The 16,983-nt window shown below is 35.0% G+C and carries 12 protein-coding genes; 8 read left to right on the top strand and 4 right to left on the bottom strand.

Annotated elements, in window-relative coordinates; translation table 11 throughout:
• Positions 1–93: 93 nt before the first annotated feature.
• The 5 genes from AC3ITQ_RS11295 to abc-f all read left to right on the top strand — a co-directional run bounded on the left by AC3ITQ_RS11295 (position 94) and on the right by abc-f (position 4,200).
• Positions 94–420, top strand: coding sequence for an ArsR/SmtB family transcription factor (locus tag AC3ITQ_RS11295; RefSeq protein ID WP_489238831.1), 327 nt, complete (start codon positions 94–96; stop codon positions 418–420).
• Positions 410–913, top strand: a complete 504-nt coding sequence (locus AC3ITQ_RS11290) for an SRPBCC family protein (protein ID WP_489238829.1) — start codon at positions 410–412, stop codon at positions 911–913. The genes AC3ITQ_RS11295 and AC3ITQ_RS11290 overlap by 11 nt, the downstream gene beginning before the upstream one ends.
• 144 nt (positions 914–1,057) lie before the next feature.
• Entirely contained in the window at positions 1,058–1,579 is a 522-nt protein-coding gene (locus tag AC3ITQ_RS11285) for a hypothetical protein (protein ID WP_489238827.1), read from the top strand.
• Positions 1,580–1,761: 182 nt separating this feature from the next.
• The gene (locus AC3ITQ_RS11280) at positions 1,762–2,442 is read left to right on the top strand and encodes a GNAT family N-acetyltransferase (RefSeq protein WP_489238825.1); all 681 of its coding nucleotides are present in this window, start codon (positions 1,762–1,764) and stop codon (positions 2,440–2,442) included.
• Between the two features lie 168 nt (positions 2,443–2,610).
• Positions 2,611–4,200: a ribosomal protection-like ABC-F family protein gene (abc-f, locus tag AC3ITQ_RS11275; RefSeq protein WP_489238823.1), complete on the top strand. Its 1,590-nt coding sequence runs from the start codon at positions 2,611–2,613 to the stop codon at positions 4,198–4,200.
• A 275-nt stretch (positions 4,201–4,475) separates the two neighbouring features.
• Here the strand turns inward: abc-f and AC3ITQ_RS11270 are convergent, their stop codons facing one another.
• The gene (locus tag AC3ITQ_RS11270; protein ID WP_489238821.1) at positions 4,476–6,011 is read right to left on the bottom strand and encodes a YifB family Mg chelatase-like AAA ATPase; all 1,536 of its coding nucleotides are present in this window, start codon (positions 6,009–6,011) and stop codon (positions 4,476–4,478) included.
• Between the two features lie 78 nt (positions 6,012–6,089).
• On the bottom strand, positions 6,090–7,064 hold the full coding sequence (locus AC3ITQ_RS11265; RefSeq protein WP_489238819.1) for a Gfo/Idh/MocA family protein: 975 nt from the start codon (positions 7,062–7,064) through the stop codon (positions 6,090–6,092).
• 131 nt (positions 7,065–7,195) lie between these two features.
• On the opposite strand from AC3ITQ_RS11265, the gene AC3ITQ_RS11260 reads away from it, so the two are divergent.
• From AC3ITQ_RS11260 to AC3ITQ_RS11250, 3 genes are all read left to right on the top strand, one after another.
• Entirely contained in the window at positions 7,196–10,198 is a 3,003-nt protein-coding gene (locus AC3ITQ_RS11260; protein WP_489238817.1) for an amidohydrolase family protein, read from the top strand.
• A gap of 37 nt (positions 10,199–10,235) precedes the next feature.
• Positions 10,236–11,543, top strand: a complete 1,308-nt coding sequence (locus tag AC3ITQ_RS11255; protein ID WP_489238815.1) for an amidohydrolase family protein — start codon at positions 10,236–10,238, stop codon at positions 11,541–11,543.
• A 340-nt stretch (positions 11,544–11,883) separates the two neighbouring features.
• Positions 11,884–13,200 (top strand): ammonium transporter, encoded by a 1,317-nt coding sequence (locus AC3ITQ_RS11250; protein WP_375033294.1) that lies wholly within the window; start codon positions 11,884–11,886, stop codon positions 13,198–13,200.
• A 264-nt stretch (positions 13,201–13,464) separates the two neighbouring features.
• Here the strand turns inward: AC3ITQ_RS11250 and AC3ITQ_RS11245 are convergent, their stop codons facing one another.
• Both AC3ITQ_RS11245 and tilS read right to left on the bottom strand, forming a co-directional pair.
• Complete coding sequence (locus tag AC3ITQ_RS11245; RefSeq protein WP_489238813.1) at positions 13,465–15,534, bottom strand: protein-disulfide reductase DsbD family protein; 2,070 nt, start codon at positions 15,532–15,534, stop codon at positions 13,465–13,467.
• 29 nt (positions 15,535–15,563) lie between these two features.
• Positions 15,564–16,874, bottom strand: coding sequence for a tRNA lysidine(34) synthetase TilS (gene tilS / locus AC3ITQ_RS11240; protein ID WP_489238811.1), 1,311 nt, complete (start codon positions 16,872–16,874; stop codon positions 15,564–15,566).
• Between the last annotated feature and the right edge of the window lie 109 nt (positions 16,875–16,983).

The following is a 16,983-nucleotide window of genomic DNA, read 5'->3' as shown; positions in this document are numbered from 1 at the left end:
TTGATTTTTTAATAAAAAATAAGTTTTTATATTGCGCAACCAAAAAGTTGCTTATATTTGCAACTAATTAGTTGCGTATTTAAATAATTCAAAATGAAAAGAGATATTTTTCAGGCCATTGCCGATCCGACCCGAAGAGCAATTTTAGTATTAGTAGCTACAAACGCCTTGACACCCAATGCGATTGCGGAGCAATTTAATACGACCAGACAAGCCGTTTCTAAGCATATTAAAATTCTCAACGAATGTGAATTATTAGACGAAAAAAAAGTGGGTAGAGAAATCTATTATCAGCTAAAAATTGACAAAATGAAAGAAATTGACAAATGGCTAGCACAGTTTAAAGAAATTTGGGAAAGCCGTTTCAGTCAATTGGATCAAGTATTAATTAATCTAAAATCTAAAGAAAATGAAATCTAATCTATTGATGAATTTTACCGTGGACAAAGAAAATAGTACGGTAAACGTAAAACGCGAATTTAACGCCTCACTTGATACTGTTTGGTCTGCCTGGACAGAACCCGAAATATTAGACCAATGGTGGGCGCCGGCTCCGTGGAAAGCCAAAACAAAAAGCATGGATTTTAAAACGGGAGGACGAAGATTATATGCCATGGTGGGTCCTGGAGGTGAAGAACATTGGGCTATTGCTGATTTTACTTCGATTACGCCAAAATCTAACTTTAAATATCTGGATGCTTTTAGTGATAGTGACGGTAATTTAAATAAAGATTTTCCGCGTTCTGACTGGAATGTGAATTTCTCAGAGCAAGGAGCTTCTACCATTGTTGACATTGCAATTAAACATGAAAACCTTTCTGATTTGGAAAAAATAATCGAAATGGGTTTCAAAGAAGGTTTCACTATTGCGATGGAAGGTTTGGACGAAATTTTTGCTGCGGGAACGAAGTAAGTTTTATTATTATATTTTATAGAATCCCGTTTCGAGTGAAGCGGGATTTTTTTATTCTTTCTAAGCTTTTAATTAATAAGAATTGATGTTCAATTAGAATTTTTAATTTGTATTTTCGAACTAGAAAAAAATATGCCCACCATTATGATCAAAAAATTACTTCCATTTGAAAAACTAGTTTATCATTCAACATTAAGTAAGGAAGAACTTGTAATTCGTCTTCAAAATGAAATTGAAGCTGAAAAATCTTTTGGATTCAGGGCTCTTAAGTTTTCTTATTCAAAACCCTACATTGGCAAAATTAATTCAAATCGATTCGAAATTAAAAAAGTCGTTAACTACAGAAATTCATTCTTACCTGTAATAAAAGGAGAAATTAAAGATGGAATAAATGGAGCTAAAATCGATGTAAAAATGGGATTAATCGATTTTGTAAAAGCTTTTATGATTCTTTGGTTGATAGGTGTTTCTTTTGGTTGTATCGGAGCATTATACAGTTTAATTTTTACAGATACCGTAAATTCAGAAGCTGGATTTTTTATGTTTATTCCCTTTGCCATGCTTTTATTTGGAATTGCAATGGTTTCTTTTGGTTTTAAAGCTGAAAGCCAAAGAAGCATAAAGGATTTAGAAGGAATTTTGCAGGCAAAAATCATAGAGCAATAAAAAACAATAAATTAACTATTATATTTTTCGTAATTCTCCTACTATTGATTGCATTCTTAATTCTTGATAATTGTGTCGGGAAGATGTTTGACTTACATCCAGCATAATCAAATAATTTCTTTTAAATCAGTACATTTATATTTCAAAATTTGCCTTTTATTTTAATTTTGAAAAACATTACAATGACAATCTCAGAAGAAAATAAATTAGACAATCCGGTTTGGAATTCCTTAACAGAAAACCATCAAGGTTTTGCCATTGATTATGGTAATACTAAATTCTACGATGCGGATTATGGCCCATTTGGTGGTTTTATCGCTTTGGAAAATACTGCGATTGCAACAAAAGAATATTCAGCCTTAATCGATAATTTCTTTGTTGTAGGTGAAAAACCTGAAATAGATAGTTCCCTTAAAATTGCAAAAGAACTGGTTTGTCTTCAAATGGTTATTAACGAAAAAATTCAGCTTCCAATCGATGTCGAAATCGTGAAGTTGAGTAAAGACCATAACGAAGTTTTATGCGATTTGGTTAATTTGGTACAACCTGGTTATTTTAAAAATAAAACCATTTTACTCGGAGATTATTATGGGGTTTTCAAAGACAATCAGCTGATTGCTATTAGTGGAGAGCGCATGAAAATGAATTCTTTTACTGAAGTCAGCGCGATAATTACACATCCTGATCATACCGGAAAAGGATATGCCAAACAACTGATTACTCATGTAGTAAATACCATTTTTGATCAGGGAAAAATTCCGTTTTTGCATGTCGCAGAGCACAATCTTGGCGCTATCGCCTTATATGAAAAGTTAGGTTTTACTACGAGACGTAAAATGAGTTTCTGGAATATCACCAAATAAAACTCCTACTCCATTTTGCAGGAAATGAATTAGAGTTAAAAAATATTTTTATCTTTGCAATCACAAACCAACTAGAAAATTCCATGTGAAATAAAATTTCTTTCAGACAATTATAAAGGCAGCTGCAAAACAGTTTGCTTATTTGTTTATTCCTAAAAGAAAGAAATTATGCTTATTTTACAAAACATTTCATATCTACATACGAATAGGGATTTGCTATTCGACAAAATTACTTTTACTGCAAATCAGCAGGAAAAAATTGCCTTAATTGGAAATAATGGTGTTGGAAAATCGACACTTTTAAAAATCATTGCCGGTGAATTGCAAGCTTCTGCCGGATTGCTCAAAACCGACGCAAAACCTTATTATGTGCCTCAGATTTTCGGACAATTCAATCATTTCACCATTGCTCAGGCTTTGCAAGTGGAAGACAAACTCAATGCGCTAAAAAACATACTGGATGGCAATGTAACCGAGGAAAATCTGGAAATCTTAAATGACGACTGGACTATTGAAGAACGCTGCAATGAAGCCTTGGAATACTGGCAATTAACCGATTTAGATTTATCGCAAAAACTTGAATACTTAAGTGGCGGGCAAAAAACAAAAGTTTTTCTTGCCGGAATTTCCATTCACCAGCCCGAACTTATTTTACTAGATGAACCAAGTAATCATTTGGATTTGGCTGCCAGAAAATTGCTCTATCATTTCATTCAAAATACTTCGGGCACTTTGATAATCGTTAGTCACGATCGCAAACTATTGAATCTTTTGAACACCGTTTATGAATTAAGTAGACATGGTATTACGGTTTATGGAGGAAATTATGATTTTTATGCAGGTCAAAAACAAATAGAAAAGAACGCTTTAGAACAGGATATTCATAGTAAAGAAAAAGCGTTGCGAAAAGCCAAAGAAAAAGAACGCGAAACTCTTGAACGCCAGCAAAAACTGGATGCACGTGGTAAAAAGAAACAGGAAAAAGCCGGCGTATCAAGAATAATGATGAATACTTTACGGAATAATGCTGAAAACAGTACTTCGAAAACGAAAAGCATGCATGCGGAAAAAATTAGTGGTATTTCGGAGGAATTACAAGGACTCCGTTCGGGTTTGCCAGCTATTGATAAAATGAAATTTGGTTTCGACAATACCGAATTACACAAGGGTAAAACACTTTTTACGGCTACCGATATTAATTATGGTTATCACGAAAAATTGCTTTGGAGAGAGGGTCTAAATTTTCAAATTCTGAGTGGTGATCGAATTGTTTTGAAGGGATCGAATGGTTCCGGAAAAACGACTTTGATTAAAATTATCACCGGAAAATTAATTCCGAAGCAAGGAAATATCTATAAGGCCGAAGCCAAAATTGTTTATATCGATCAGGATTATTCCTTAATTGAAAATCAACTTACAGTTTACGAGCAGGCTCAAAAGTTCAATATTTCCGGTTTGCAGGAACACGATATCAGAATGAGACTTAATCGGTTTTTGTTTTCACAAAATGAATTGGAAAAACCTTGCAGCACTTTGAGTGGTGGCGAGAAAATGCGTTTGATGCTTTGTTGTTTGACGATTAATAATCAGGCACCGGATATTATTATTTTGGATGAGCCTACGAATAATTTAGATATTCAGAATATTGAGATTCTTACTGCGGCTGTTAATGAATATCAGGGGACTTTGATTGTTGTTTCGCATGATGAAGCTTTCTTAGAGCAAATTAATATTGGGCGTTGCGTTGAACTTTCTTAACCGCAAAAGTCGCAAGGGTTTACGCAAAGTTCGCTATTTTTTTATGCTGGTGTGAAATATTCACGCAAAGTCGCAACGGCGCAAAGTTTAGTTCTTACATTATTTTGAAGTATAAACCTCTAATTTAGCCCCGATGGGATCTATATCCTTTTGTGCCGGTCCCGAGGCTTCGGGAGGCACAAAAGATATAGTGGACAGCGGGAATAGAGGTTTTTTGAAAATGAATATTGTGCTCCTTATTTTAATTCACAATTTATAATTCACAATTCACAATTCTACCCCAACCATCCGTCGCGATCGAGGCTTCTGTATTGAATGGCTTCGGCTATGTGTTGAGAGATTACAGTTGGTGAGGCGTCTAAGTCGGCTATGGTTCTGGCTACTTTCAGTATTCTGTCGTAGGCTCTTGCGGAGAGGTTTAGGCGTTCCATCGCAGTTTTTAGTAATTCTTTTGATTGCTCGTCTAGCGCGCAATATTCGCGAATTAATTTGCTACTCATTTGTGCATTGTAATGTATGTTTTCGACTTCTTCAAATCGTTTGGTTTGAATTTCTCTGGCTGCGGTGACACGTTTTCTGATTTCGACGCTGCTTTCGGCTTTTCGGTCGTCGGCCAACTTCTCAAACGGAACAGGCGTTACTTCAATATGAATGTCTATTCGGTCTAGTAAGGGTCCGGAAATTTTACTTAAATAACGTTGCATTTCGTGTGGTGAAGAAGTATTGGGCTGACTTGGGTCATTAAAAAATCCACTCGGACTTGGGTTCATACTCGCCACCAACATAAACGATGACGGGTAAGTAACAGTGAATTTAGCTCGCGAAATCGTTACTTCGCGATCTTCAAGCGGCTGGCGCATTACTTCTAAAACATCGCGTTTAAACTCTGGCAATTCATCTAAAAACAAAACGCCATTATGGGCCATCGAGATTTCGCCAGGTTGGGGATAACTTCCGCCACCCACTAATGCAACATTAGAAATAGTATGATGCGGACTTCGAAATGGTCGTTGATTCATCAAACCAACTTCTTTTAATTTCCCGGCGACACTATGAATTTTAGTCGTTTCAAGAGCTTCGCGTAAGGTCATTGGCGGTAAAATACTTGGAACCCTTTTGGCCAGCATCGTTTTTCCCGCTCCCGGCGGACCAATTAAAATAATATTATGGCCTCCGGCTGCAGCAATTTCCATACAACGCTTGATACTTTCCTGTCCGCGCACATCGGAAAAATCGAATTCAGGGAAATCTAAAGTTTTATAAAATTCGGCTCTGGTGTCAATAACGGTGGGTTTGAGATCTCCTTTTCCGTTAAAAAAATTAATTACTTCCTGTAAATTGGTGACGCCATACACATCTAAACCTGTTACAATTGCCGCTTCTTTTACGTTCTGAATTGGGAGAAAAAAACCTTTATAACCTTCTTCTTTTGCTTTTATGGCAATAGGCAGTGCTCCACGAATAGGCTGCAAGCTTCCATCTAAAGAAAGCTCACCCATTATAATATATTGTTCAATTTCTGGTGCTTTGATCTGATCGGAGCCTACTAATATTCCCATTGCTAAAGGCAAATCGTAGGCAGAACCTTCTTTTCGAAGGTCTGCGGGCGCCATATTAATCGTTATTTTTTTTCCGGGAAAATTTAATCCGTTGTTTTTTAGAGCGGCTGCAATTCTGAAACTGCTTTCTTTTATAGCGCTATCCGGCAAACCAACTAAGTGTAAACCAATACCTTTGTCCATATGAACTTCGATGGTAATGGTGGTTGCTTCTACTCCAAAAACAGCACTTCCGTAAACTTTTACTAACATAATTTCAATTTCATTAAATGTTTTTAAATCTAATGAAAATAATTATATTGTAATTAATTTACTACAAAAAATACATTTTTAAAAAGCTAATTTAATTTGAATCTTAATATCTTCCGTTATCTTACTCAAATCCAAACTATTCTGATGTGACCAAAACTCGCTTTCAATCTGATTGTTACGAATACAATGATAACATTCAATTGCTTCATGCGTATAGCCTTTTCCAAGATTTGGAAGACTAACTATTTCCTCCTGATTATCTTTCACAATTGAATAGCCATCCGCCATAAACCAGGGAGCATTCAATTGAATATGTCCTTGAGTTCCTCCAATAACGGCTTTCATATCTGATTCGGAAACTATTGAAGCGTTTAAAATAGCTTGTGCATTCTCGTAATTTAAAATCATAGAAGTCTGCAAATCAATTCCGTCTTCATTACAAACCGATTTCGCTATAATTTCTTTTGGAATTCCAAGTAATATATAGGAAAGAAATAAAGGATAAACACCAATATCATATAACGCTCCTCCTCCAAGATTTTTATCAAAAAGCCTTCCTCCTGCTGCTTCATCGGCATAAAAATTAAAATCGGCTTTCACATAATTTACATCACCAATTATTCCTTGGTTTACTTTTTCTAAAACTTCTTTCACAGACGGCATAAAACGGGTCCAGAAAGCTTCCATAAAAAATCTATTATATTTTTTAGAAGCTTCAGTCATTCGAATCGCATCCTTATAAGATAGTGAAAGCGGCTTTTCGCATAAAACATTTTTACCGTTTTCTAACGCTTTGATCGTTAATTCGGCATGCGAATCGTGAGGAGTTGCGATATAAACAATATCAACCTGATCATCGGCAAAAAGTGCTTCATACGAATCATATGCTTTTGGGCAATTGTATTGTTTTGCAAAATCCTTTGCTTTAATCAAATCTCTAGAGGCAACGGCAACCAAGTTAGCCTCTTCGATCAACAATAAATCGGCTGCAAATTGATTTGCTATGTTTCCCAAACCAATAATTCCCCAATTTATTCTATCCTTATTTTTCATAATGTTTTATTTTACACTTCTACCTAAAGGCTAAGTAAAGATCTTACGAAAATAGGGAAAAAAGATTACTAATAAATAAATCCGTTGTAACATATATTTCATATTTTTAGCAAAAATTTACCAAATTACATATGAAAAAAGCCCTACTTCTACTCTTTTTGAGTATTTTTTTAACAAAAACCTACGCTCAGGAATACTTCCCTGTTAATGAAAGTGTACACAACAAAAGTAAGAACTATACTGTCTTTACTAATGCCACTATTTATGTTACTCCAAGTCAAAAAATCGAAAAAGGAGTTTTACTGATTCAGGACGGTAAAGTGGTTGCTGTTGGAAATACCGTATCCATTCCGAAAAATGCTATTACGATAGATTTAGCAGGAAAAACAATTTATCCTTCTTTTATTGATATTTATACCAGTTTTGGTATTGAAAAACCAAAAGCAAATATGACTCCGGGTCGTAGTCGTAACCCGTTGTATGATACGAAAAGAGTTGGATATTACTGGAATGAAAGTGTTCGTCCGGAAATAAATACTTATGAAACTTTTAAATACGACCAACCAAAAGCAGATGAATTATTGAAAGCTGGTTTTGGAGTCGTCGGAACTCATATTCCGGACGGAATTGCACAAGGAACCGGAGCTTTGGTTGCTTTGAACAATGAGGATAACAGCAAACAAATCATTGCCAATAAATTAACCAATCATTTATCTTTCTCAAAAAGTGACCTTACCAATCAGAATTATCCAAGCTCTTTAATGGGATCCATGGCATTAATTCGCCAAATGTATCTAGATCTGGATTGGTACAAAAAAGGAAATTCTGAAACCAAAGATTTATCATTAGAAGCTTTGGCTAACAATGAAAAACTGGTTCAAATCTTTACTTCTGAAGATAAATTAAACAGTTTGAGAGCTGCCAAAATCGCTAAAGAATTTGGCTTAAACTATGTTTTAAAAGGAAGCGGAAATGAATTTGAAAGAATTGAGGAAATTAAAGCTACTAATTCAAAATTCATTATTCCAATCAGTTTCCCTGAAGCATATGATGTTTCAAATCCATACTTATCCAATCAAATCGAATTGGCTGATATGCGTTTCTGGAATCAGGCACCAACAAACCTAAAAGTGCTTTCAGACAACGGGATTGTTTTTGCTCTTACGACAGACAAATTAAAAAAGATAGAAGATTTCAAACCCAATCTTCTAAAAGCCATAAAATTAGGTTTTGATAAAACGAAAGCATTAGAATCTTTAACTACAGTTCCGGCTGCTATTTTAGGAAAAAGCGCTGAAGTCGGCAGTTTGAAAGTGGGTACTTACGCTAACTTTATCATTACTTCCGGTGAGTTTTTTGACGAGAAAACAGTTCTATATGAAAACTGGGTTCAGGGATCTAAATTTATTGTAAACGATATTAGTGCCAAAGATATCCGCGGAAATTACGACTTAACCGTTGGAAAAGATACTTACAAATGGAAAATCGACGGAACAGCTGATGTTCAAAAATCAGAAGTAACTACTGTTGATGCTCAAAAAGTAAAAAGTACTTTTTCTATCGCTAAAAACTGGATCTCACTGGTAATCAAACCAGCAGATACCATCAAATCTAATTATACCCGTTTAACAGGATTTATCGAAAAAACAGATGCTTTATCCGGAAAAGCAGTTTTAGCAAACGGAGAAGAATTAATTTGGACAGCTGTAAAAACGAGTCCGTTTGTTATGGCAAAAGATTCTTCTAAAGTGGAAAAACCACTTCCAATTATGCCGGTAACCTATCCAAACATTGCTTTTGGTGATACTAAAAAACAAACAGTACAGACCTTATTATTTAAAAATGCTACGGTTTGGACGAATGAAAAAGAGGGAATCCTAACAGAAACTGACGTTTTAATCAAAAACGGAAAAATCGCTGCTGTTGGCAAAAACCTTACTGATGCGGGAGCAACTGTTATTGATGCGAAAGGAAAACACCTTACGAGTGGAATTATCGATGAGCATTCGCATATCGCGATTTCTAAAGGGGTTAACGAAAGCGGTCACAACTCGACCGCAGAAGTTACGATTGAGGATGTTGTCAACTCTGAAGACATTAATATATATAGAGATTTAGCGGGAGGTGTTACCATTTCGCAATTATTACATGGATCTGCAAACCCAATTGGCGGCCGTTCTGCGATCGTAAAATGGAAATGGGGTTCTTCTCCTGATGAAATGTTATATAAAAATCAACCTAAGTTTATCAAATTTGCTTTAGGTGAAAACGTAAAACAAGCGAATTGGGGAATTGATAACCCAACTCGTTTTCCACAAACAAGAATGGGAGTTGAACAGGTTTTTACAGATTATTTTCAATTGGCCAAAGAATATGACGAAAGCTGGAAAAAATTCAATTCTGGTTCTAAAAAAGGAAAAGCACCAAGAGTAGATTTAGAATTGCAAACTCTTGCTGAGATTTTAAACAAAGGGCGTTTCATCACTTGTCACTCTTATGTAGAGTCTGAAATTTTGATGTTAATGAATGTTGCAGAGAAATTCAATTTCAGAGTAAATACGTTCACCCACATTTTGGAAGGTTATAAAGTAGCTGACAAAATGAAAGAGCATGGCGTTGGCGCTTCAACTTTTTCTGACTGGTGGGCCTATAAATTTGAGGTTAATGATGCAATTCCGTTTAACGGACCAATTATGCACAACCAAGGTTTAGTTGTTGCCTACAATTCTGATGATGCTGAAATGTCACGCAGATTAAACCAGGAAGCAGCAAAAGCAGTGAAATACGGAAATATTTCTGAAGAAGATGCCTGGAAATTTGTAACCTTAAATCCTGCAAAACTTTTACATATTGATGATAAAGTAGGAAGTCTAAAAGTAGGTAAAGATGCCGATGTTGTGCTTTGGAGCGAAAACCCACTTTCTATTTATGCAAAAGCTGAAAAAACTATCATTGAAGGTGTTGTTTATTTTGATATCGAAAAAGATGCTCAGAAACAATTGGCCATTACTAAGGAAAGAAGCGAATTGATTGGACAAATGTTGCAGGAAAAAAATAAAGGAAACGGAACGCAACAACCGCCAACCAGAAAAGAGAAAAAAGAATATCACTGTGATACTTTAGAACAGTTATAAGAGCTTAAGAAAATTCATAATGATAAAAAAAGACAACATGATAAATAGAAACATATATAAATTGCTGCTTCTGTTTTGTGCCTCTGTACAAATAAATGCACAGCAAATCCCAGCACCAAAACAAAGCAAATCGGTTTTGATTTTAAATGCTACGGCCCATTTAGGTAATGGACAGGTTATTCAAAATAGTGCCATTGGATTCAAAGACGGAAAACTTACTTTAGTAGCCGATGCCTCAACGATCAGACTTGCTGCTGATGCTTATGATACTACTATTGATGCCACAGGAAAACATATTTATCCCGGATTCATTGCCGCAAACTCTACATTAGGCTTAGTAGAAATTGATGCCGTGAAATCATCTGATGATGAGGCAGAAATTGGAACTTTTAATCCGAATGTGAGAAGTATTATTGCTTATAATTCAGAATCAAAAGTTGTGGAAACGGTTCGTCCGAACGGTGTTTTGATAGCTCAGGTTACGCCACGAGGAGGAAGAATTTCAGGAACATCTTCAGTAGTACAATTAGATGCATGGAGCTGGAAAGATGCTATTTTGAAAGAAAATGACGGAATTCATCTTAATTTCCCTTCAGGTTTTAGACGATCAGGATCATGGTTTGAGCCGGGAATTATTGAAGCTAATAAAGATTATGTCAAACAAGTGGAGGAAATAAACGCTTTCCTTATCAATTCAAAAGCATACAATCAAACGGCTGCCAAAGAAAGAAATATTGTTTTAGAAGCTACAAAAGGTATATTTGACGGAACACAAACCCTTTACATTCATGCTGACGAAGAGAAGCAAATTGTAGATGCAATTCAGCTTGCAGCAAATCATCAAATCAAAAAAATTGTAATAATCGGAGGATTTGAAGCTTACAAAGCCGCTGATGTTTTGAAAAAGTACAATGTTGGAGTTTTGCTCAGACGTGTTCATGATATGCCAACAAGCGATGATCAAGATGTAAATCTACCATATAAAATGGCAAAAATACTAACTGACAAAGGTATTGTGGTGGGTCTGGAAAATAGTGGAGATCACGAACGTATGAGTGTTAGAAACTTACCTTTCTTAGCAGGAACCTGTGCCGCTTTTGGTTTAGATAAAGAAGTAGCGGTACAGCTGATTACTTTAAATACCGCTAAACTTTTAGGTATTGATGCAAGTTGCGGCACTTTAGAATCAGGTAAAGATGCTACTTTATTTATCTCTGAAGGTGATGCATTAGATATGAGAACAAATAAACTAACAACGGCTTTCATTCAGGGAAGAACGATTAATCTCGAAACATTTCAAAGTAAACTGAACGACAAATTCAAAGCGAAGTACGGACAGAAGTAGTCTAAAATAATTCTATCAAAAAGGCATCACGTGAAATCTTCATATGATGCCTTTTTTATTTAAAAAATGAAACGATTTGACGTTTTTCATAAATATTTGATCATAATTACTCTTAAAATTAGAATTATTTTCATTGTTTTCTGTTAACGCTGACGAAAAAACCTACACATTTCTGATTTCAGTTTAATAAATTGTAAAATTTAAGTTCATTTTAACAAATACACATAAAATATAGGGGGTTAAATTTAAAAATTAACAAAAATTAAACATTAGACTCTATTTTTAATAGGGGTGTCGAATGATTTTATATTTTTATAAAAATTTTAAAAACTAAATAACTATGCGAAAAATTATTTTAAGTGTGATTCTTATCACTATTTTGGTACTGACTTTTGTATCAAATTTCATCTTATCAGACAACCCAATTCCAGCAGAAGCTGTAAAGTTTGATACCGGAGATACTGCTTGGATGATCGTAGCAACTGCATTTGTATTGCTAATGACGCCAGGTTTAGGATTTTTCTACGGAGGTATGGTAGGTAAGAAAAACGTTATCAGTACCATGCTGCAAAGTTTTATGGCAATGGTAATTGTTACTATTTTATGGGTTGTTGTTGCTTTTGGTTTAGCATTTGGCCCTACTATTGGCGGAATCATTGGAGATCCTACTTCTAATTTATTCTTTCAGGGTGTTGGCACAAGTACTGCCTGGAGTCTTGCCCCTACAATTCCATTTATGTTATTCGCATTGTTTCAAGCAAAATTTGCCATCATTACACCAGCATTAATTACAGGTGCTTTTGCAGAGCGTGTACGTTTCTGGGCATATTTATTATTCATGGTTTTATTTATCTTATTAATATACGCACCATTATGTCACATGACATGGCATCCTGACGGGGTTTTCTTCAAAATGGGAGTATTAGACTTCGCTGGAGGAACCGTAGTACACATGAGTGCTGGGTGGGCTGCATTAGCCGGAGCAATCTTCTTAGGAAAAAGAAAAGTTCAAAAAGTTAACCCTGCAAGAATTACTTATGTATTATTAGGAACTGGTTTATTATGGTTTGGATGGTTTGGTTTCAACGCAGGTTCTGCTTTAGGATCAAATGGTTTAGCTGTACAAGCTTTAGGAACTACAACTGTAGCTGCTGCTGCTGCTGCAATGGCATGGGTTTTCCTTGATAAAATATTAGGTCACAAATTATCTGCACTTGGAGCTTGTATTGGAGCTGTTGTAGGTCTTGTTGCTATTACACCTGCTGCTGGTTTCGTAAGTATTCCTCACGGAATTTTCATTGGAGCTTTTGCTGCAATCGTAAGTAACTTGGTAGTAAGTAAATTCCCTAAAGGAAAAATTGATGATGCTTTAGATGTTTTTGCTTGTCACGGTGTTGGTGGTATGGTAGGTATGTTGTTAACTGGAGTTTTTGCTTCAAAAGCGGTTAACCCGGTAGTTGGTGACAATCAAGGTTTGATTTTCGGAACTCCAACTTTGTTCATCAACCAATTAATTGCCTTAGTAATCGTATCTATCTTCGCATTTGTTGCTTCATATATTTTATTCTTCGTTGTGAATAAAATTACTCCCCTAAGAGTTACTGAAGAAAAAGAAGAATTAGGATTAGATATCTCTCAACACGGAGAATACCTGTAAGAATTTACCCCCCCTTTTGCCTTAATAAAAAAATCCCTCTAAGAGCTCACACTTAGAGGGATTTTTATTTGAATTAACTTCACCTTGATTATTTTAGATTGTTGACTGCAGATTTTAGATTTCTAATCAACATATTCTATATTCTATATTCTATATTCTATATTCTATATTCTATATTCTATATTCTATATTCTATATTCTATATTCTATATTCTATATTCTATATTCTATATTCTATATTCTATATTCTTGCCTCTCAAAAATCTATTTAAAATTCGAAATCCCGGTTTTTAACCAAGTTAAATATTCCTCAACATCTACGTAACTAATCGTTGGTTTTGAACTATTTAAATTCTTTCCTTCCAGATCAGTAATAACATATAAAGGCTGTGTATTTGTTTTGTATTTTGAGATCATAAAGTCAGTCCATTTATCACCAACTGTTTCAATTTTATCTCCTTTTGCGGTAACAAATTGTTCTTCTTTTGGTAATTCACGTTTGTCATCTACATAAAGCGAAATCAAAACAACTTCATTTTTTAAGATTGGCAAAACTTTTTCATCAGACCAAACATTGTTTTCCATCTTTCGACAGTTTACACACGCATAACCTGTAAAATCTAACATTATAGGTTTATTGATTGATTTTGCATAAGTCAATCCATCTTCGTAATCAGTAAAAACCATAATACCGTGTGGACCTAATTCGGCGCCATTAGGCAAACCTTCTGTTTCACCAGTACCAACATTTGAGTTTGTAGAACTTCCAACTCCTAAAGGACTTTCGCTATAAGTTGGTGGTGGCGGGAAAGCACTAATTAATTTTAATGGCGCTCCCCAAAGTCCCGGGATCATATATACCGTAAAACTTAAAACCAATAATCCGAAAGATAATCTTCCTACTGAAATATGGTTTGTCGGACTATCGTGTGGCAATGTAATTTTTCCAAATAAATAAAGGGCTAAAGTTCCAAAAATTGCAATCCAGATCGCTAAGAAAACTTCTCTTTCTAATAAATGCAATTGCAATACTAAATCAGCATTGGATAAGAATTTGAATGCCAAAGCCAGTTCTAAAAATCCTAAAACCACTTTCACTGTATTCAACCAGCCACCTGATTTAGGTAAAGAATTCAACCAACCCGGGAACATGGCAAACAACATAAACGGCAATGCCATCGCAGATGAAAACCCTAACATTCCGATAACCGGAGCAATTCCGCCATTCGAAGCGGCTTCAACCAATAAAGTTCCAACAATAGGTCCTGTACAAGAAAACGATACAATTGCTAAAGCTAATGCCATGAACAATATCCCAACTATTCCGCCTCTGTCTGCCTGTTGATCTGCTTTGTTTGCCCATGAATTTGGAAGCATAATTTCGAACGCTCCTAAAAATGAAACAGCAAACACTATCAATAAAACGAAGAATATCAAATTAAACCAAACATCTGTCGACAAAGCATTTAATGCGTCCGCCCCAAATATTTTTGTTACGATCAAACCTAAAATTACATAAATCGCGATAATGGCTAATCCGTAAATAATAGCATTTCGAATTCCCTTTGCTCTGCTTTTACTTTGTTTGGTAAAGAAGCTTACCGTCATCGGAATCATCGGGAAAACGCAAGGCGTCAATAATGCCGCAAATCCAGATATGAATGCAATAAAGAAAATTGACCACAAACTTCTGGTTGGTACTGGTACCGGAATTTCTTCGTTAGCTTCAGCCAAAGCTTTATCTGTTTTTACAACTTGTTTCATCTCTGATGCAGTTGCTTTTGCTACAGTATCAACAGCTAAACCTTCAACTTTTGTTTCATCTTTTTTCATTTCAGAAACCGTTGCAACAGCTTCCATTTTCAGAGAGGCCGGAATCGCAATAGAGAATTTTTTACTCGAATTGATACACACCTCTTTACAAACCTGAAAATCAAAATCGACATCAACCGTTTGTAAATCCGGGTTTGTGATGGTGATTTCCTGTTCGATGTGTGCTTTACCTTCAAAGAAAGTTTCGTTTACACCAAAAACATCATTAAAAGCAGTTTTAGTTTTTCCTTCTTTGGCTTTACCAACCAAATTGTAATTTCCTTTTTGATTTTTAAACACAATTTCCAACGGAAGCGGCCCTCCATCTGGAGTAAATTGTGAATACATATGCCAGTCTTTTTCAATAGTTCCATCAAAAATTAAAATAGCATTTGTCCCTGATTTTTTTTCAATTTTAGCCGTCCATTTTACTGGTTCTAAAATTTGAGCGTTACCTTTTGCAAAAGCAAAAATGAAAAATAACAAAAAAACAATGGTTTTATTCCAGATACTTTTTGACATTATCGTTTGATAGGATTGAGTAAAGTTCATTATTGTAATTCTATTTTAAGTATGTTACTAGTGGTATTTTCTATTTTAAAACGTTCATCCTGCCTAATTCCGATAACCCAGACAATCTGATTATCTGAACACAAAATCCATGTTTTTTCCTTTTCGATCAGCGATAATTTTTCATCTTTAAAAAGTTTACTGACTTTTTTAGATTTTCCATTCATTCCAAACGGATGAAAAACATCACCTTCATTCCATTTACGCAAAACCAAAGGAAACTGGATTTTTTCGGCGTCAACAAAGATAGCTTTATTTGAAACTAATGTTATGTGACCTACGTTACATAGCCTCAATTTTAAGGGAAAATTAACTTCTTGATCTTCTTTATTAATGTGATATTGTTCCTGGGCATCCTCTTCTGAAATCGGACTTAAAATCAAAGTATTTCTGTTTTTCAGCAACCTAAATGCTGAAGAAAACACTTGTTTACCAGATTGTCCATCAACCAAATCATAAATATCATTCCATGCCAAAAACCCAAATTCATTCAACCATTGGTACAAATACGATTTATAATTGGGTAATTTTTGAAGCTGATTTAAATCGAAATGAATATCATCACCCACTTCTTTCGCAACCTGCTGGTAAATCATAATCGAAGCATCTTCAACCATTTCCTGAGATTCCTGCAAATAGGATTGTGTCTTTTGGAAAGCATTTAAAAAGTTAGGATTGATTTCTTTTAGCATCGGAACTAGATCATGGCGGATTTTATTTCGCAGGTATTTATTGGATGCATTGCTGCTGTCTTCGCGCCATTCGATGTTATTTTCTTCTGCATATTTCAGAATTTCATCTCTTGAAAATGGTAAAAGCGGACGGATAATTTTATCGTTTTGTTCCGGAATTCCAGTCAAACCATCCAAACCGGTTCCACGGGTTAAATTGATGATAAAAGTTTCTAAATTATCATCGGCGTGATGCGCGGTTAAAATGTAATCGAAATTTTCGGTTTCCAAAAGTTCGTAAAACCAACTGTAACGCAGCTCACGCGCCGCAACCTGAGTTGACAATTTATAGTCTTTAGCAAAAGCTTCGGTATCAAATTGAGTAGTAAAAATTGGAATATTGTTCTGATCGCAATAGTTTTGAATAAAACTCTGATCTCCAAAACTTTCTAATCCGCGCAATTGGAAATTACAATGCAAAACAGCAATTTCAAAAGGTAATTGCTGCAGTAAGTGCAACAACACCATACTATCCAAACCTCCGCTAACCGCCAGAAATAGTTTTTTATCTTCCAGAAATGGAAACCTGGAAATGATGTGATTTTGAAATTTTGAAAACATTTGATAAATGTAAAGAATTAAATTTGATCAATTTTTAAATGAAATGTTAAGCGTGAAATATTTTTTCGCCACGAATTTTACTAATTATTTTTTCACGCAGATTTAAAAA

It is taken from the genome of Flavobacterium sp. KH_001 (assembly GCF_057840745.1).
This window is presented reverse-complemented; position numbering and strand designations above follow the sequence as displayed.

Excerpts from the sequence above, each read along its gene's own strand:
- AC3ITQ_RS11295 (WP_489238831.1), top strand. The coding sequence starts at position 94 with ATGAAAAGAGATATTTTTCAGGCCATTGCCGATCCGACCCGAAGAGCA.
- AC3ITQ_RS11290 (WP_489238829.1), top strand. The coding sequence starts at position 410 with ATGAAATCTAATCTATTGATGAATTTTACCGTGGACAAAGAAAATAGT.
- AC3ITQ_RS11285 (WP_489238827.1), top strand. The coding sequence starts at position 1,058 with ATGATCAAAAAATTACTTCCATTTGAAAAACTAGTTTATCATTCAACA.
- AC3ITQ_RS11280 (WP_489238825.1), top strand. The coding sequence starts at position 1,762 with ATGACAATCTCAGAAGAAAATAAATTAGACAATCCGGTTTGGAATTCC.
- abc-f (WP_489238823.1), top strand. The coding sequence starts at position 2,611 with ATGCTTATTTTACAAAACATTTCATATCTACATACGAATAGGGATTTG.
- AC3ITQ_RS11270 (WP_489238821.1), bottom strand. The coding sequence starts at position 6,011 with ATGTTAGTAAAAGTTTACGGAAGTGCTGTTTTTGGAGTAGAAGCAACC.
- AC3ITQ_RS11265 (WP_489238819.1), bottom strand. The coding sequence starts at position 7,064 with ATGAAAAATAAGGATAGAATAAATTGGGGAATTATTGGTTTGGGAAAC.
- AC3ITQ_RS11260 (WP_489238817.1), top strand. The coding sequence starts at position 7,196 with ATGAAAAAAGCCCTACTTCTACTCTTTTTGAGTATTTTTTTAACAAAA.
- AC3ITQ_RS11255 (WP_489238815.1), top strand. The coding sequence starts at position 10,236 with ATGATAAATAGAAACATATATAAATTGCTGCTTCTGTTTTGTGCCTCT.
- AC3ITQ_RS11250 (WP_375033294.1), top strand. The coding sequence starts at position 11,884 with ATGCGAAAAATTATTTTAAGTGTGATTCTTATCACTATTTTGGTACTG.
- AC3ITQ_RS11245 (WP_489238813.1), bottom strand. The coding sequence starts at position 15,534 with ATGTCAAAAAGTATCTGGAATAAAACCATTGTTTTTTTGTTATTTTTC.
- tilS (WP_489238811.1), bottom strand. The coding sequence starts at position 16,874 with ATGTTTTCAAAATTTCAAAATCACATCATTTCCAGGTTTCCATTTCTG.